18 protein-coding genes and 3 tRNA genes are annotated in these 17,696 nt (G+C 37.2%); 13 read left to right on the top strand and 8 right to left on the bottom strand.

The features are described 5' to 3' along the window. Positions 1-365 precede the first annotated feature (365 nt). From thrS to rplT, 4 genes are all read left to right on the top strand, one after another. A complete protein-coding gene (gene thrS, locus GUB10_RS14880; protein WP_193712250.1) occupies positions 366-2,312 on the top strand; it encodes a threonine--tRNA ligase in 1,947 nt (648 codons plus the stop codon). Between the two features lie 23 nt (positions 2,313-2,335). Next, the gene (infC, locus tag GUB10_RS14875; protein ID WP_289024626.1) at positions 2,336-2,887 is read left to right on the top strand and encodes a translation initiation factor IF-3; all 552 of its coding nucleotides are present in this window, start codon (positions 2,336-2,338) and stop codon (positions 2,885-2,887) included. A 36-nt stretch (positions 2,888-2,923) separates the two neighbouring features. Then, entirely contained in the window at positions 2,924-3,121 is a 198-nt protein-coding gene (rpmI, locus tag GUB10_RS14870) for a 50S ribosomal protein L35 (protein WP_011708523.1), read from the top strand. A gap of 133 nt (positions 3,122-3,254) precedes the next feature. Then, positions 3,255-3,602 carry a 50S ribosomal protein L20 gene (gene rplT, locus GUB10_RS14865; RefSeq protein ID WP_193712249.1) on the top strand — a complete coding sequence of 116 codons (348 nt, stop codon included), beginning with the start codon at positions 3,255-3,257 and terminating at the stop codon, positions 3,600-3,602. Positions 3,603-3,833: 231 nt separating this feature from the next. On the opposite strand, the gene GUB10_RS14860 is transcribed toward rplT, so the two are convergent. The 6 genes from GUB10_RS14860 to tgt form a co-directional block, all read right to left on the bottom strand. Then, positions 3,834-4,256, bottom strand: a complete 423-nt coding sequence (locus GUB10_RS14860; protein ID WP_193712248.1) for a secondary thiamine-phosphate synthase enzyme YjbQ — start codon at positions 4,254-4,256, stop codon at positions 3,834-3,836. Between the two features lie 181 nt (positions 4,257-4,437). After that, complete coding sequence (locus tag GUB10_RS14855; protein WP_289024625.1) at positions 4,438-5,622, bottom strand: asparagine synthetase B; 1,185 nt, start codon at positions 5,620-5,622, stop codon at positions 4,438-4,440. 127 nt (positions 5,623-5,749) lie between these two features. Further along, entirely contained in the window at positions 5,750-7,315 is a 1,566-nt protein-coding gene (dnaB, locus tag GUB10_RS14850; RefSeq protein ID WP_193712247.1) for a replicative DNA helicase, read from the bottom strand. 168 nt (positions 7,316-7,483) lie between these two features. Beyond that, positions 7,484-8,437, bottom strand: a complete 954-nt coding sequence (locus GUB10_RS14845; protein WP_193712246.1) for an acetyl-CoA carboxylase carboxyltransferase subunit alpha — start codon at positions 8,435-8,437, stop codon at positions 7,484-7,486. A 98-nt stretch (positions 8,438-8,535) separates the two neighbouring features. Next, positions 8,536-9,612, bottom strand: a complete 1,077-nt coding sequence (locus tag GUB10_RS14840; protein WP_193712245.1) for an LptF/LptG family permease — start codon at positions 9,610-9,612, stop codon at positions 8,536-8,538. Positions 9,613-9,615: 3 nt separating this feature from the next. Next, positions 9,616-10,746: a tRNA guanosine(34) transglycosylase Tgt gene (tgt, locus tag GUB10_RS14835; protein WP_193712244.1), complete on the bottom strand. Its 1,131-nt coding sequence runs from the start codon at positions 10,744-10,746 to the stop codon at positions 9,616-9,618. A gap of 364 nt (positions 10,747-11,110) precedes the next feature. On the opposite strand from tgt, the gene GUB10_RS14830 reads away from it, so the two are divergent. The 3 genes from GUB10_RS14830 to GUB10_RS14820 all read left to right on the top strand — a co-directional run bounded on the left by GUB10_RS14830 (position 11,111) and on the right by GUB10_RS14820 (position 13,946). After that, positions 11,111-11,959, top strand: a complete 849-nt coding sequence (locus GUB10_RS14830; RefSeq protein WP_193712243.1) for a transketolase — start codon at positions 11,111-11,113, stop codon at positions 11,957-11,959. 129 nt (positions 11,960-12,088) lie between these two features. Continuing rightward, complete coding sequence (locus GUB10_RS14825; RefSeq protein ID WP_193712242.1) at positions 12,089-13,042, top strand: transketolase family protein; 954 nt, start codon at positions 12,089-12,091, stop codon at positions 13,040-13,042. Between the two features lie 307 nt (positions 13,043-13,349). Beyond that, positions 13,350-13,946: an outer membrane beta-barrel protein gene (locus GUB10_RS14820; protein ID WP_193712241.1), complete on the top strand. Its 597-nt coding sequence runs from the start codon at positions 13,350-13,352 to the stop codon at positions 13,944-13,946. A 221-nt stretch (positions 13,947-14,167) separates the two neighbouring features. On the opposite strand, the gene GUB10_RS14815 is transcribed toward GUB10_RS14820, so the two are convergent. Further along, a complete protein-coding gene (locus GUB10_RS14815; protein ID WP_193712240.1) occupies positions 14,168-15,073 on the bottom strand; it encodes an FKBP-type peptidyl-prolyl cis-trans isomerase in 906 nt (301 codons plus the stop codon). An 80-nt stretch (positions 15,074-15,153) separates the two neighbouring features. Between GUB10_RS14815 and GUB10_RS14810 the strand changes: the two genes are divergently transcribed. From GUB10_RS14810 to GUB10_RS14800, 3 genes are all read left to right on the top strand, one after another. Beyond that, positions 15,154-15,546: an RNA-binding S4 domain-containing protein gene (locus tag GUB10_RS14810; RefSeq protein WP_193712239.1), complete on the top strand. Its 393-nt coding sequence runs from the start codon at positions 15,154-15,156 to the stop codon at positions 15,544-15,546. Beyond that, a complete protein-coding gene (locus GUB10_RS14805; RefSeq protein ID WP_370591106.1) occupies positions 15,509-16,129 on the top strand; it encodes a methyltransferase domain-containing protein in 621 nt (206 codons plus the stop codon). Before GUB10_RS14810 ends, GUB10_RS14805 begins: the two co-directional genes overlap by 38 nt. Positions 16,130-16,207: 78 nt before the next feature. Next, positions 16,208-16,708 (top strand): phosphoribosyltransferase family protein, encoded by a 501-nt coding sequence (locus GUB10_RS14800; protein ID WP_193712238.1) that lies wholly within the window; start codon positions 16,208-16,210, stop codon positions 16,706-16,708. Here the strand turns inward: GUB10_RS14800 and GUB10_RS14795 are convergent. Then, a complete protein-coding gene (locus tag GUB10_RS14795) occupies positions 16,703-17,221 on the bottom strand; it encodes a shikimate kinase (RefSeq protein WP_193712237.1) in 519 nt (172 codons plus the stop codon). The genes GUB10_RS14800 and GUB10_RS14795 overlap by 6 nt on opposite strands. A 125-nt stretch (positions 17,222-17,346) precedes the next feature. Between GUB10_RS14795 and GUB10_RS14790 the strand changes: the two genes are divergently transcribed. From GUB10_RS14790 to GUB10_RS14780, 3 genes are all read left to right on the top strand, one after another. After that, a tRNA-Lys gene (locus GUB10_RS14790) sits at positions 17,347-17,419 on the top strand. A 33-nt stretch (positions 17,420-17,452) separates the two neighbouring features. Continuing rightward, positions 17,453-17,525: transfer RNA gene (locus GUB10_RS14785), tRNA-Lys, on the top strand. 85 nt (positions 17,526-17,610) lie between these two features. Further along, positions 17,611-17,694: transfer RNA gene (locus GUB10_RS14780), tRNA-Leu, on the top strand. Positions 17,695-17,696 lie beyond the last annotated feature (2 nt).

Raw genomic sequence — 17,696 nt, 5'->3', positions numbered from 1 at the left:
TTTTTTTGAGCTTTCTTAGCCCTAAAAACATCGTAATCCCAGTATGTAATGAACTTCTTAACTTAGAACCCCAAACCTCTTGTGGCGCAAAGCGGGTGCAAATATACTGCTGTTTTTTACTCCCACAAGCTCAACTTCACATTTTTTTAAAGAAAACTTAAAACAAAATTATAACAGCCTCTAAAAAAGGAACTTGTAAGATAAAAAATTTTAAAGAAAATTTTAGAATTGAAAAGTTAATATTTCAGAGATAATTATAAAGGCTTATTTTTATTTTTCAGCAATAATTATTCTCCTTTATATATAAGTATATTGCGCAGGCAAAATCAACCTATTATCTTTGCGCTCATTAAAACTACATATACATGATTAAGGTAAGCTTGCCCGATGGCAGTATAAAAGAATTTGAGAAAGGATCTACTCCAATGGATGTTGCTAACAGCATAAGCGCTGGATTGGCACGAAACGTAATTTCAGCAAAATTCAATAATAAAACTGTAGAAGTTTCTACACCATTAACTACAGATGGCAGTTTAACCTTATTCACCTGGAAAGATGACGAAGGTAAAAAAGCATTTTGGCACTCTACTTCCCACGTAATGGCCCAGGCTATAGAGGAAATGTACCCCGGTTCTAAATTAACTATTGGACCGGCCATTGAAAATGGCTTCTATTATGATGTAGATTTTGGAGAGCACAAAATTTCTGAAAATGATTTTAAGAAGATTGAAGATAGAATGCTTCAAATTGCTCGTGAAAAACATGACTTTAAACTTCGTGAAATTTCTAAAGCTGACGCCCTCTCCTATTATAAAGAACAAAACAACCAGTTTAAAGTAGAGCTTATAGAAAACCTGGAAGACGGCGATATCACTTTCTGTGATCATGACAGCTTTACCGACCTTTGCCGTGGTGGCCACATTCCAAATACCGGTTTTATAAAAGCGGTAAAATTAATGAGTGTTGCCGGCGCCTACTGGCGAGGTAACGAAAACAATCCGCAGTTAACTCGTGTTTACGGAATTTCATTTCCGAAGCAAAAAGAATTAAAGGAATATCTAGAACTGCTTGAAGAAGCTAAGAAAAGAGATCACCGTAAGCTCGGGAAAGAATTGGAGCTATTCACCTTTTCCCAAAAAGTTGGACAGGGACTTCCATTATGGCTTCCTAAAGGTGCAGCTTTAAGGGAAAGACTGGAAAATTTCCTTAAAAATGCTCAAAAGAAAGCAGGTTATGAAATGGTGGTAAGTCCGCATATTGGTCAAAAAGAACTTTATGAAACTTCAGGACATTATGCAAAATATGGCGAAGACAGCTTCCAGCCCATTCATACTCCTAATGAAGGGGAAGAGTTTTTATTAAAGCCTATGAACTGCCCTCACCACTGTGAAATTTATAATTCACAATCATGGAGTTATCGCGATCTTCCAAAACGTTTTGCCGAATTTGGCACTGTTTATCGTTACGAGCAAAGCGGCGAATTACATGGCTTAACCAGGGTAAGAGGCTTCACTCAAGATGACGCCCACATTTTCTGTACTCCAGACCAGTTGGACGAAGAATTTAAAAAAGTAATAGATCTTACCTTATATGTATTTGATTCTTTAGGTTTTGAAAACTTTACTGCTCAGGTTTCTTTAAGAGACCCGGAAAATAAAGAAAAATATATAGGCTCTGACGATGTTTGGGAGAAAGCCGAATCTGCGATAATTAATGCTGCAAAGGAAAAAGGTCTTAATTATGTTGTTGAAACCGGTGAAGCTGCGTTTTATGGACCTAAGTTAGACTTTATGGTAAAAGATGCGCTTGGCAGAAGCTGGCAACTTGGCACCATTCAGGTAGATTACAACCTGCCAGAAAGATTTGAACTTTCTTATAAAGGAAGCGACAATGAGACACATCGTCCGGTAATGATTCATCGTGCCCCCTTTGGCAGTATGGAACGTTTTATTGCTATTTTACTGGAGCATACCGGAGGAAATTTCCCTTTATGGTTAATGCCAGAACAAGCTATGGTGCTCTCAATCAGTGAGAAATATGAAAAATACGCTCAAAAAGTTTTAACTTTGCTGGAAAATAACGAAATTCGCGCCCTAGCAGATAATCGAAACGAGACTATAGGAAAGAAAATTAGGGAAGCCGAAATGAATAAATTCCCATATATGTTAATTATAGGGGAACAGGAAGCAGAGGATGGTACGGTTTCTGTACGAAAAAGAGGGGAAGGCGATATTGGCACCATGCCAGTAGAAGACTTTGCCGAAATAATAAATAAAGAAATTAAAGAAACGTTAAAGACGTTTAAAGTTTAACCAAAAATAGATCAGCCATAGCAATACGTAGAAAAAAATCGAAAAGACCGCTTAGAGCAGTCAAAGAAGATCAACACAGGATTAACCAAAAAATCAGGGCAGAAGAAGTTCGTCTTGTTGGTGATAATGTAGAAATGGGTGTTTATCCCACAAGAAAGGCATTATCTATAGCAGAAGAATTAGGCCTGGATTTGGTAGAAATATCTCCAGATGCTAAACCCCCGGTGGTGAAAGCAATGGACTATAAGAAGTTTCTTTACGAACAAAAGAAGCGCGAAAAAGCTATGAAAGCTAAAGCGAGTAAAGTTGTTGTAAAAGAAATACGTTTTGGTCCGAATACCGATGATCACGATTACGAATTCAAAAAGCGTAACGCAGAGAAATTTTTAAAAGACGGAGCCAAATTAAAAGCTTTTGTATTTTTTAAAGGCCGCTCTATCGTTTTTAAGGATAAAGGAGAAATACTACTACTTAGGTTAGCTCAGGATCTTGAAGAGCTTGGAAAAGTAGAGCAGATGCCAAAACTGGAGGGAAAACGTATGACCATGTTTTTATCTCCCAGGAAAGCAAAATAAAATAATAAGAGAGTTATAATATAAAAAGAGGATAACATGCCTAAGATGAAAACCAAATCTAGTGCTAAAAAGCGTTTTAAGCTTACAGGTACTGGGAAAATAAAAAGAAAGCACGCGTTTAAAAGTCATATCTTAACAAAGAAGTCTAAAAAACGTAAGCTTGCCCTTACTCATAGTACATTAGTACACGATGCAGATAAGGACAATGTTAAACTTCAACTTCGTTTAAAATAGGTTGAAGCTCTTAACGGTTTAATTAATTTAAAAACCCTGGAGTTGGGCAACACTTCGACTTCGCTCAGTGTGATGTTTGAAGTTAAGTTAAAAGTGTCTATTATGGGCCGCCTGCTACAAAACACATAAAAATATGCCAAGATCAGTAAATTCAGTTGCAAAAAGAGCCAGAAGAAAAAAGGTTCTTAAGCAAGCAAAAGGTTACTTCGGACGTCGTAAAAACGTTTGGACAGTAGCAAAAAATGCGGTTGAGAAAGCAATGCTTTACTCTTATAGAGACCGCAAAGCAAAAAAGCGTAATTTCCGTTCGCTGTGGATAATGCGTATTAACGCTGCAGCCCGTGAACACGGTATGTCTTATTCTCAATTTATGGGAGCTGCCAAAGCCGGTGGAATAGGTTTAAACCGTAAGGTACTTGCCGATTTGGCAATGAACCATCCAGAAGCTTTTAAAGCAATTGTAGATAAAGTAAAAAAGTAATTACAAATTAATTATACTCTCTTATTTAAAAATCCGGTTCTTTTGAGCCGGATTTTTTTGTTCTCATTTTTCGATAACGAATGAGTTGACTAAGAGTTGATTTAATTTCTGCTCTAAACGAATGACAGTTCATCTTGCCAGCAATACACGATTTTTTTAAGATTTATTGATGAATTCGTGGCTCCTTAAGTTTTTTCACGATTCCCTACTACCACCCATACCGCAAATAAATTAAACTCCATATAGGCTTAGAACCAATTTTCTGGCACCTCCAAAATCTCTATGTTCTCCTAAATAAATTCCCTGCCAGGTTCCCAGGTTAAGTCTTCCATTGGTCACCGGAATTTGAAGCGAACTCCCCAACAAAGATGCTTTAATGTGCGCCGGCATATCGTCTGGCCCCTCTACTGTATGTTTATAATACGGCATATTTTCCGGAACCATCTTATTAAAATGACTTTCAAAGTCTTCCAGCACCGTAGGATCGGCATTTTCATTAATTGTAATTCCTGCTGAAGTATGTTTTATAAACACATGTAATATACCCGATTTTATTTCTTTTAATTCCAGTAATTGGCTTTCTACCTCGTTTGTCACCAAATGAAAACCTCTAGACCTGGCCTTTAATTTTATTTCCTTCTGAAAAAATTTCATAATTACTGCATATTATTTTCTTTAGATGAATTCTAATAAAAGCCAATATTCCAGCCGAAATAAATAAGACTGAAGATATTGAATTTGATTAAAAATGTATTTCATTTAAACCTAAGGCAAGAAAAATAACCACTAACAAATTAAATATACTTACAAATTAACCAGGTTATTTCTGTTCATCTTAAGTTTTTTGAGGCTTTTTCTTCGCCGCCGGGAAAAGCACATTATTTAAAATTAGTCGGTAGCCCGGTGAAGTGGGGTGCAAATCAAGTTCGGTTTTTGGATCCCCTACCCTATGCTGATAATCTTCAGGATCGTGGCCTCCGTAAAAAGTAAAAAATCCTTTCCCTTTTATTCCATGAATATATCGAGCTTCACCATTTAATTTACTCTCTCCCATCACCAAAACATTTGGTTTAATATTTTTAGGATTATAAGCGGTTGTTTGCCCCATAAATCCTTTAACCAATCGCGTATGATTTTGAGTTAGCATAGTTGGTACCACATCCCATTTAGCGGAGAAATCCTTCAATGTAAAATAATCAGATTCCTTCGGAATATTCCTTTTAGCCGTCATATCTATAGAAGAAAACTCGTAAACCATAGGGCTTCGTTCTAAAGTAAAATCTGTAAAAGCAAAGGTATTGCTAAAGTCTATTTTAGATTGGTAACCCGGTTCACTGGGATCGCCGTCAAACATAGTTTCAGCAATATCTACTCCCTCTGCCGCCAGTGCGATATCAAAACTATCGGTAGCACTACACATGGCAAACATAAAGCCACCACCAACTACATAATCCCTAATTTTTAGAGCTACATCCAGTTTCTCCTCTGAAACTTTATTATAGCCCAACTTTTTAGCCAGAGCCTCTGCTTCTTCTTTTTCCTGAATATACCAGGGAGTGGTTCTAAAAGTCCTATAAAACTTTCCGTATTGCCCGGTAAAATCTTCGTGATGTAAATGCAGCCAATCAAATAAAACCAGTGCATCATTAAGCACAGCTTCATCATAAATGGTTTCATAGGGAATTTCAGCATAGGTAAGCGCCATGGTTACCGCATCATCCCAGGGTTTGTTTCCCTGTGGTGAATACACTGCAATTTTTGGAGCTTTTTCCAATAATACGACTTCCTGGTTTTGCGACGGACTACTAATCTCTTCGAGGATAGACTGGGTTTTAGCATCACTAATTACCTCAAAAGAAACCCCTCTAATTTTACATTCTTTACGCAATAAATCTGTGTCTGAAATTAAAAAAGATCCACCTCTATAATTCAGTAACCATCTAACTTCTAATTTTTCTTCCAGGGCAAAGTAAGTTATCCCGTAAGCTTTTAAATGATTCTTCTGGGAATCTTCATCCATGGGAATTAACAGCTGTGATGCTGTCGCAGAAAAAGAGTTTAAAACCAGAAAAATAAAAAAGACCAGAAAAGGGTTTGTTTTTCCCTTTTTCTGGTCTTCAAGACTTAATATTTGAATTTTATTTTTTTTAAAACGGCACTTCGTCATCATCTTCATTATTTAACCCACTATTCATAGAACTGCCAAAGGCTTCATTCGCACTCGGGTTAGGCAGGTTTGGAGAACCAAACTCATTCTCTTCATTCTCCCCGGTATTCATTTTAGAATGATACTCGAAAGGTGAATCAAACTCTTCTAAGTTATCAAATTTACCAAGATGACCAATAAATTTAAGACGTATATTTTCCAGTCCACCATTTCTGTGCTTGGCAACAATAAATTCTCCCTGCCCATCGGTAGGTGTGCGTTCTTCGTCATCCCATTCTTCAATTTTATAATACTCTGGACGGTAAATAAAGGAAACAATATCAGCATCCTGCTCAATAGCTCCAGATTCCCTAAGGTCAGACAGTAAGGGTCTTTTACTACCTCCCCTGGTTTCAACCGCACGAGATAACTGAGAAAGCGCAATTACCGGTATATTCAATTCTTTGGCCAGGGCTTTAAGGTTACGGGATATTGTAGAAATTTCCTGCTCCCTGTTACCTCCTCCTTTTTGGCTTCCGCCCGCGGTCATTAACTGTAAATAATCAATTACAATAAGTTTAATACCGTGTTGCGAGGCCAGTCTTCTCGCTTTTGCCCTAAGGTCGAAAATTGAAAGTGAAGGTGTGTCATCTATAAATAAGGGGGCATTTTCAAGATCTCTAACCTTTACATTTAGTTGCTCCCACTCATGTTTTTCTAGATTTCCGGTTCTAAGTTTCTCGGAAGAAAGACCGGTTTCTGAAGAAATTAATCGCGTAATTAACTGCACTGCCGACATCTCCAGAGAGAAAAATGCCACGGCCATATTTTGCCCTACCGCAATATTTCTCGCCATCGATAAGGTTAAAGCGGTTTTCCCCATACCGGGACGTGCTGCCACAATAATAAGGTCACTGGGCTGCCAGCCGGAAGTTAGCTCATCTAATTTATCAAAGCCGGAAGGCACACCACTTAAACCTTCTTTATTAGAAATCTCTTCAATTCTATTTTTTGCCTGAATCACGAGGCTTTGTGCTGTCTCTGTAGATTTTTGAATATTCCCCTGGGTTACCTCATATAATTTAGCCTCAGCACTATCCAAAAGATCAAAAACATCGGTAGATTCGTCGTATGCTTCTTCAATAATCTCATTTGAAATTTTAATAAGGCTTCGCTGAATATACTTTTGAAGAATAATACGCGCATGAAATTCAATATGCGCAGATGAAGATACTTTTTGAGTTAGTTGAATAAGGTAATAATCTCCTCCTGTCTTTTCAAAATTACCATCTTTCTTTAACTGGTTAGAAACGGTTAATAAGTCAATCGCTTCAGTATTTTCAAAGAGCTTATGTATGGCTTCGAAAATTAATTTATGGGAATTTTTATAAAAAGCATCGGGGCTAAGAATATCAATTATCTCATCCACACCCTTTTTATCTATCATCATTGCACCCAACACAACTTCTTCTAAATCAACAGCTTGAGGCGGAAGCTTACCTTTCTCAAGACTAATAACATTACTTTTTTTAGCTGAAAATTGCTGCGGGGCGGTCATTTTATCCATATTACGAAAATATAAAATTTGTTAAGAGCATCTTAATTTTACGACAACTAGTTAATCAACAGATAGTCAACATTTAACCTGTTGAAAACTATATATTAGTGTTGATAAGTGCAAAAAAAACCGAAACCAGGGTTTCGGAAATTAAATGGGTTATGATATGTGGGGGTATTAGCCTTTAAAAACCCCCATATTCAAATACTTATCCATTCTTTGATTAACCAAATCTGTTGGTGATAAGTTTTTAAATTCCTCATAAGCCTCAAGAATTGCATCTTTAACGGTAGCAAAAGTCTCTTCTCTATTGCTATGCGCGCCTCCAATTGGCTCTTTTACAATTTCATCTATTAGCTTCTGTTTTTTCATATCCTTTGCAGTAAGCTTTAAAGCATCTGCTGCCTGCTCTTTATACTCCCAGCTTCGCCATAATATCGAAGAACAAGATTCTGGAGAAATCACCGAATACCATGTATTTTCAAGCATCATGACTTTATCGCCAACCCCAATACCTAAAGCACCTCCACTAGCACCTTCTCCAATAATAACAACAATTACCGGAACCTTCAGCCTTGTCATTTCCAGAATATTTCTAGCAATGGCTTCTCCCTGGCCACGTTCTTCGGCTTCAAGACCTGGATAAGCTCCCGGAGTATCCACAAACGTCACTACAGGAAGTCCAAATTTTTCGGCAGACTTCATTAAGCGCAAAGCTTTACGATAACCTTCGGGGTTTGCCATTCCAAAATTTCTATACTGCCTTGTTTTAGTATTATAGCCTTTTTGCTGGCCTATAAACATAAAACTCTGATCCTCTATTTTACCAAGACCACCAATCATCGCCTTATCGTCCTTTACATTTCTGTCTCCGTGAAGTTCCAAAAACGTATCACCACAAATAGCATTAATGTAGTCTAAAGTATAAGGCCTATTGGGATGTCTTGAAAGTTGAACCCGCTGCCAGGCCGTTAAATTCTTATATATCTCCTTTCGGGTATCCCTTAATTTCTTTTCAATTTGCCTACAAGTAGCCGTAACATCCACATCGCTCTCTTGCCCTATATTACAAGCTTTATTGTATTGTTCTTCCAACTCTTTAATGGGTAATTCAAATTCTAAATATTCCATAAGTTGTTATGGTTTGTTTTTATTAGCTTACAAATATAACAAACTTTAAAAGGAAGAATTATGAAGAAAGAGCATTAATTTTCGACAAATTTTTGACGCTATCTTTTAGCCCTATATAGTAGAAAAATAGCCAAAAGGCCAAAACTAATATTTGGGAACCATACAGCAATTAAAGGAGAGAAGGTTGATTGTTCGGCCATAGTCCCAAAAACTTTGTCGAAGAAAATAAAAATAAATGCCAGGGTAATGCCTACAGCCAGGTTAACCCCCATACCTCCACGACGCTTCATAGAAGATACGGCCACTGCAATAATGGTTAAAATAAAGGCTGAAACCGGAATACTCCATCTTTTATAAGCCACCACCAGATATCTATTAATATTTCCTGAGCCCCTACGCCGCTCTTGTTCTATAAATTCATTAAGCTCGGTATAATTTAAGGTCTCGGCGATATAGGTTTCAGGGGTTAACTCATCAAACTCGAAAGGAAGAATGGTATCTAACTTGTTTTGGTGAAAAATTGAATCGCCATCCACACCAATAATACGTTTATTTACGTTAGTTAACGAGTAGGTTGTATCTTCCTCATTAAATCTTAAGCTCGAAGCGCTAATTTTAAACTTCAACCTATTTCCTTCAAAATGCTCTAAAGTAAAATTACGGGCAGATTTTCCCAGGGGTTGAAAATGACTCGCATAAATAAACTCATTATCATTTATTTGCCGGTAAACGTCCCTGGTTTCCTGTGTTTCTACGTTCTTTTTTAAGTACTCATACTTAAACTCATTGAAGCCCTTACTGGCCTTTGGAGCCAGAAACATACCAAGAATTAAGGCTAAAATACAAACAATACTCGCACCGATTAAATAAGGCCGTAAAAACCGCCAAAATGAAACACCACTACTTAAAAAAGCAATAATCTCGGTATTATTCGCAAGCTTAGAAGTAAACCAAATAACCGATAAAAATAGAAACAGCGGGAATAATAAATTAGCAAAATAGATTGTAAAATCTACGTAATAAAGCGCCACTTCTATAAAAGGCACTTCGTTATCCAGTATTTTACCAATTTTTTCAGCAAGGTTTACCGTAATACCAATTGGTATAAATAGTAAAAGCATCAGGAAAAAAGTTCCTAAATAGCGCTTTAAAATGTACCAATCTAATATTTTCAAAGTTTACAGTCTTTTATCCATTTGTTTCACCATTATGTTTTTCCAGGTGGTAAAATCTCCTGCTAAGATATGTTTTCTGGCTTCACGTACCAACCACAAATAAAATCCAAGATTGTGAATAGTGGCAATTTGCTTACCAAGAAGCTCGTTCACACTAAATAAATGTCTTACATAAGCTTTGCTATATTCTCTATCAACAAAAGTGATTCCCATTTCATCTATTGGAGAGAAATCATCTTCCCATTTTTTATTCTTAATATTAATCGTTCCATGAGCCGTAAAAAGCATACCATTACGTGCATTTCGGGTTGGCATCACACAATCAAACATGTCTACTCCCAAAGCAATATTTTCCAGGATATTAATAGGAGTTCCCACACCCATTAAATATCTCGGTTTATCCTCGGGAAGAATTTCGGTCACCACTTCGGTCATGGCATACATTTCTTCAGCTGGTTCCCCAACCGAAAGCCCACCAATAGCATTCCCTTCTGCTCCAACTGAAGCGATATATTCTGCAGATTGTTTTCTTAAATCTTTATAAGTACTTCCCTGTACTATTGGAAACAAAGTTTGGTTAAACCCATACAAAGGATCTACCTTCTCTAAATGATTTACGCACCTATCCAACCATCTATGAGTCATATGCATAGAGCGTTTTGCATATCTATAATCACACGGGTACGGTGTACATTCGTCAAAAGCCATAATGATGTCTGCTCCAATAGCACGTTGAATCTCCATAACATTTTCTGGTGTAAATGTATGATAAGAACCATCTATATGCGACTTAAATCTCACCCCTTCCTCCTTAATTTTTCTTCGGGCAGAAAGGGAATAAACCTGGTACCCACCACTGTCGGTTAGGATATTACGATCCCAATTCATAAACTTATGTAAGCCACCGGCTTTTTTAAGAATTTCTGTTTGAGGCCGTAAATAAAGATGATAGGTATTTCCTAAAATAATATCGGGATTAATCTCTTCTTTTAGCTCCCGTTGATGAACTCCTTTTACCGAAGCAACGGTACCAACAGGCATAAAAATAGGGGTTTCAATTTTACCGTGATCGGTTGTTATAGTCCCGGCGCGGGCTTTACTACCGGCGTCGGTACTCAGCAAATCAAATTTCATAGTGCTTATTAAGTGAGCGCAAAGATACTCAAGTAAACTACCTTTAGGCAAACCCGCGAGATATTTTTTTGTTTTCAAGGCATCTCTATTTCCCTGAACAAAACATTTAATTCTAGATTATAGAGTAAATAACAAGTAAACTACCGAGGGGCAAGCCCACGAGGCATTCGTTGGAAACAAATTTTTAATTTCGAGGCAAGCCTCGGAGTATTAAACCCTTTGGCGGTGCCAATAAAAAAGTTTAAAACAGGAAAATGTTAGTTACTTCATAAGTTTTCTTGATAACTGCCTGGCAAGCACTTTGACAAAGCCTTATAAAAACCTATTTTTGTGGCTATTATTTTAACAACACAATTTTACTTTAATGTCAAAAATCAAAGAATTAGAAGATTTTGCCACCCAGGTTCGCCGGGATATCTTAAGGCAGGTTCACAAGGTGAACTCGGGGCACCCCGGAGGTTCGCTTGGTTGTACAGAATTTTTCACCGCTTTGTACCAGGGCGGAGTTATGGAACACAATCCCGAATTTAATATGGATGGAAAAGACGAGGATATTTTCTTCCTGTCTAATGGCCATATTTCACCGGTATTCTATAGCGTTTTAGCCCGCAGTGGTTACTTCCCTGTAGACGAACTTAATACTTTTCGTCTAATAGATTCAAGGTTGCAGGGTCACCCTACCACACACGAAGGTTTACCGGGAATTCGCATGGCTTCGGGCTCACTGGGCCAGGGACTATCTGTAGCCCTTGGGGCAGCTCAAGCTAAAAAGCTTAATAAAGATAATCATTTAGTGTTTGCCCTTTTAGGTGATGGTGAATTGCAGGAAGGACAGAATTGGGAAGCTATAATGTATGCCGCCGGAAATAATGTAGACAACCTCATCGCTACCGTAGACCTTAACGGGCAGCAAATTGACGGAAGTACAGAAACCGTTTTACCAATGGGCAACATGAAAGCTAAATTTGAAGCTTTTGGCTGGGATGTTATGGAGATTGAAGATGGTAACAACATGGAACAGGTAATTGATGGCTTAAATGAAGCCAAGTCCCGCACCGGAAAAGGAAAACCTGTTTGTGTTCTTATGACAACCGTAATGGGTAACGGCGTAGATTTTATGATGCATACACACGCATGGCACGGAAAAGCTCCCAACGACGAGCAATTAGAAACAGGTCTTGCCCAAAACCCTGAAACTTTAGGAGACTATTAAAGCCCCATTTAGCTTCCCTCAAAAAGGGAGGCATATAAAAATTAGGGGAATGGACATACAATAATATAGATTTCCACCTATACTGAAATGAATTCAGCACAGGCTACGGAAACGACAAAGAATAAAAGAATGAAAACATATATAGATACAGGAAAGAAAGATACCCGTTCTGGTTTTGGGGAAGGCCTTACCGAACTTGGTAGAACCAATCCAAACGTAGTGGCACTTTGTGCCGATCTTATAGGATCGCTTAAAATGCAGGATTTTATTGACGAAAATCCAGATCGTTTTTTCCAGACAGGAATCGCTGAAGCCAATATGATGGGAATGGCTGCCGGGTTAACCGTAGGTGGTAAAATTCCTTTTGCCGGGACATTTGCCAATTTTGCTACCGGTAGAGTTTACGATCAAATTCGTCAATCTATTGCATATTCAGGGAAAAATGTAAAGATTTGTGCTTCTCACTCTGGAGTTACTTTAGGAGAAGATGGTGCTACCCACCAAATCCTGGAAGACATAGGACTTATGAAAATGTTACCGGGGATGACGGTAATAAATACCTGCGATTTTAATCAAACCAAAGCAGCTACCATTGCCATAGCAGAACATGATGGACCGGTTTATCTTCGTTTTGGAAGACCTAAAGTAGCTAATTTCACTGCAGAAGACCAAAAGTTTGAAATTGGAAAAGCAGTTCAATTATACGAAGGAACAGATGTTACTATTATTGCTACCGGCCATTTAGTTTGGGAAGCAATACAAGCTGCACAACAACTTTCAGAAAAAGGTATTAGTGCTGAAGTTATCAACATTCACACCATTAAACCTTTAGATGAAAAAGCTATAATCGATTCGGTTAAAAAAACCGGTTGTGTGGTTACTGCTGAAGAACACAACTTCCTTGGCGGTCTTGGGGAAAGTGTTGCACGTACATTAGCTGAAAATAATCCAGCACCACAAGAGTTTGTGGCAACACAAGATACTTTTGGAGAAAGCGGTACACCAGATCAATTAATGGCTAAATACGGTCTTAATGCAGAGGCTATTATCAAGGCTACCGAAAAAGTATTAAAGAGAAAGTAAATAAACTATTGGCAAGCCAACAAATATTTATTTTTTCTTGGATTTTTTGGCAAGCCATAGATTATTAAATCTCGATTATCGAGTAAAAATTCTTTTTAAGTATTTTAAGAGGCTATTTTTAAAGTTATTAAAATCGTCATCCTGAAGTAATTTCAGGATATAATATGTTTATTTTTAAAACATGTTAGAAGCTGAAACAAGTTCAGCTTGACGATACAGGACTTTTTAAATAGCCTCTTTTTTATTTTATATAGAATAATAGGCATTATTAATGCGTTATCTACATCTAATAATAAAACAATCTACTATGAAGAAATTAATGTTTATCGCTGTTTTTTTGTGCTCCTCTGCAGGGCTTATGGCACAGGAAGCAGATTTTGGAATTAAAGGTGGTTTCAATTATGGAGCTACAGGAGATTATGAGAGTATTGGTGAAGGTGCCGATGATTTTAATCAAATAATAAAAGGAAAAGAAAAATCAGGCTACCATATTGGACTTTTTAGCCGCTTTGAAATTGTGGGTATCTTTCTGCAACCCGAATTAATGTATACCCGCTTAAATACCGAATACGAAACTTTTAATTATAAAATAGATAAAATAGATGCTCCTATTTTGCTGGGTGTAAATGTTTTTGGGCCTCTTAATGTTAAAGCCGGACCTTCTTTTCAATATATTATAGACAATGAATTGGAAGACACTACGCTTAAAATTGGCGATGTTGAAAAAGACATTACCGTAGGCTACCAGTTGGGTGCGGGCATTAATCTGGGACGTCTTGGGTTTGATGTAAGGTATGAAGGTGCATTTACCGAAAACACAGCTTTTAGCGAAGAAGCTTCTGAAAACTTCCGAATTGATTCAAGGCCTTCTCAATGGATTTTGAGTTTATCTTATGCCTTTTAAACCGTCTTAGCCAGAACTGCAGAAAGTAAACCACCTTGTAGGTGTTATGATCTTTGGCGGTACAAAAAAAGGCTGTTCGAAAAGTTTTTTGAATCGTCATCCTGAACTTACTTCAAAATCTAAAATGTTAATAAAGCAAACAATTTAGAAGCTGAAACAAGTTCAGCTTGACGAGCTTAGACTTTTCGCACAGCCTTTTCTCTTATAATAATTGACCTGACCTATTGAAAGGTATCAGGATCTAAATAATCTGGAGTACCATTTCCATTAGTATCTGGAAACTCTATACTCCCATCTTCATTAATAATTATTTCATCTTTGGTTGGTGTTCCGTCACCATCATCATCAGGGTCGGCAAAATTTGGAGTTTTATCCCCATCACTATCATCGTCTAAAACATTATTATTCTCATTAAGATCTTCCATCCAGCTTGGTATACCATCCTTATCATGATCGGCCTCGTTTACACCTAGTAATTGCACATTAAAAATTAAAGGGCTATAAGGCGGTATACTGGCTTGTGAACTTGAAAAATACCCTAATCCTGAAGGAAAAATAAGCGCTCCTATACCATAATCATCATTAAACTCTACGGTATTATCAGAATTTGTGGTATATCCTGTTGCACCTTTAAATTCAACAATTCCTTGAGAGAAACCTTTTATGAGCGAAGGCAGATCAAACCATACCGGAGTACTGGCATTATCAAACGAATTAAGGTTTAGTAATTCCCCACGATAAGTAACCAATGTGGAATCGGTAAACCTTGCCTGCTGTCCTTCCCCTTCTCTTACTTTAAGCACGTACATGGTATATTCTACATCATTGCTTACCACTGTTTTTGTGATTAAATTTTCTTCTTCAGAAAGTGGCGTTTTATTGGCATTATCACCAGCTATAGTATCAAAACGAACCATATAATCAAAATCATCTGAAGGATTTTCAAACTCTTCGTAGTTGTAAAAATGCGTTTCCAGGAAGTTATGAATAGAATCTTCATCAGCTATGGCCTGCTCTTCAGGGTCTCTTTCTTCAAATTCAGAAGAATTTCCGTTATCATCGTCCTTACATGAAATCAATGTTAAAGCGGAAATAAAGCTTAGAATAAAAAATTTGTTTAATTGCATTGTCTATATTTTTGGCGCGCAAGATACAATATTCTTGTATTTTTGTTTACAGATTAACGCAGTTTTAAAGTAGAGATTTTATGAGAGTTGACAAGTTTTTATGGTGCGTAAGATATTTTAAAACCCGAAGCATTGCTACCAATGCATGTAAGCAGGGAAAAGTGAAAATGGATGGTACCAGTGTAAAGCCTTCTAAAGAAGTGTTTCCTAACGATAAACTTAGCGTACGAAAGAACCAAATAGATTATCAAATTGAAGTATTAGACCTCCCTCCTAGCAGGGTTGGAGCCAAATTGGTAAATCTTTACCTTATTGATGTTACACCAAAAGAAGCTTTTGAAAAGCTGGAACTTTTAAAGTATTCTAAAGATTATTACCGTAAAAAAGGTACAGGCAGGCCCACTAAAAAAGATCGGCGCGATATAGACGATTGGTTTGAAAACACAGATCCCAATCCAGATGATGTCAAATAGTAGTTTTTCCAGTGAATTCTGGTCTCAGCGTTATAAGCAGCATAAAACGGGCTGGGATCTTGGCGAGATCTCCAGGCCTCTTAAAACCTATATAGACCAGTTTACAAACAGGGACTTAAAAATTTTAATTCCAGGTGCAGGTAACGCCTATGAAGCCGAATATTTATTCAGGAAGGGTTTTAGCAATGTTTTCGTTGCCGACATTAGCGAAAAGCCACTTCAAAATTTTAAATCACGGGTTCACGGCTTTCCTGAAGATCAATTACTGCACACTAATTTTTTTGATATAAAAGGGCAATTCGATCTTATTCTGGAACAAACCTTTTTTTGTGCGCTTCCTGTAGAAGCGAGACCGGAGTACGCAAAAAAAATGTCAGTACTTTTAAAAGACCAGGGGCTACTGGTAGGCTTACTTTTTAGTTTTCCGCTTACAGAAAATGGTCCACCTTTTGGCGGAAATAAAGAAGAATATTTAACGTATTTTAGTCAGTATTTTGAAATTGAAGTTCTGGAAGACTGCTATAATTCTATTACGCCAAGACAGGGAAACGAATTATTTTTCAAATTCAGAAAAAAGCTATAATAAAATCCAGACCGGATTAAGTCTGACAATATTTTAAAAACTCTAACGAATTCCCTAAAAGGGATAAAATTGTACCAAATGAAAGAAAGTGTACTTATATTAAATCACGACCAAATTCAGCATAAAATAAAAAGAATAGCTTACCAGATTTATGAAAGTAATATTAATGAACAGGAAATAATCCTGGCAGGCATCGCCAAAAAAGGCTATCAATTGGCTACACTATTAAAAGAAGCCCTGGAAGCTATTTCCCCACTTGAGATAAAACTTTGTAAAGTACAAATAGACAAAAAAAATCCGCTAGAAAAAATCGATACATCGCTTTCACCTAAGACATACCAGGACAAATCGGTTATCCTGGTAGACGATGTTTTAAATTCTGGAACCACCTTAATTTATGGGGTAAGACACTTTTTAGATGTTCCACTCAAGCAATTTAAAACTGCTGTTTTGGTTGATAGGAATCATAAAAAATATCCCGTAAAAGCCGATTTTAAAGGAATTTCCCTTTCCACTTCTTTAAACGAAATGGTAGAAGTTTCATTTGAACCCAATACCTATAAAGCTGAACTTTTATAGTTTCTCTATAATTTGAGCTACAATCGTTTCAGGTTTTTTGTCATCTACCGTAACATTCAAATCTGATTGATTGTAGTAGTAGGCACGCTCAAAAAGATGTTTTCTTATAAATTCTTCCAAAGCTTCCCGGGTTTCGAGGTGGCTAATAACCGGGCGATGGATTTTTTCAGGAAAAAGTCGGTTTAATAAAGTTTCAACAGAAGCTTTTAAATAAATACTTAAGCTATCTTTTTGAGCAGAAATTCTTTCAAGATTATTTCCATAACAAGGCGTTCCACCCCCCAATGAAATGATCATATTCGAATTATTTTCTAAAATATCATCTAATGCCTGTGATTCTAGCTTTCTAAAATACAACTCGCCTTTTTCTTCAAAAATAGCGTTGATGCTCTTCCCTTGCATCACTTCAATTTGATCATCAAGATCTACATATTTGTAATTCAGCTTTTTAGCAAGCATTTTACCTACAACCGATTTACCGGAACCCATATAGCCCGTTAAAAAAATTTTCATCGTTAAAGTACTTATTATTAGGAGAATCCAAAACTAATATAAATTTATCTCAATTTAGGCTTGAAAAATAAATTAATGCGTGTATATTTGCACCCGCAATCGCAAAAAGATGATTGCCTTTTATTGATCTGGTAGCTCAGTTGGTAGAGCATCTCCCTTTTAAGGAGAGGGTCCTGGGTTCGAGCCCCAGCCAGATCACTTTTTAAGTTCTGATTAAAATATAACAAACCAGATCTGGTAGCTCAGTTGGTAGAGCATCTCCCTTTTAAGGAGAGGGTCCTGGGTTCGAGCCCCAGCCAGATCACTTTTTTAAGTTCTGAATTCTTAACTCGTAGAATTCAATTTTACTACAGCCCTTGGAAACTTCATTATTTCCAGACTTGTTTTAAGCCCGGGTGCTGGAACTGGTAGACAGGCATGGTTGAGGGCCATGTGTCCATTAGGGCGTGCGGGTTCGACTCCCGCTCCGGGCACT

Origin of the sequence: Salegentibacter sp. BLCTC (assembly GCF_015143665.1) — a bacterium.
Taxonomy (GTDB): Bacteria; Bacteroidota; Bacteroidia; order Flavobacteriales; family Flavobacteriaceae; genus Salegentibacter; species Salegentibacter maritimus.
The sequence above is the reverse complement of the archived record's forward strand: the minus strand, read 5'-3'. Positions and strand labels throughout refer to the sequence as shown.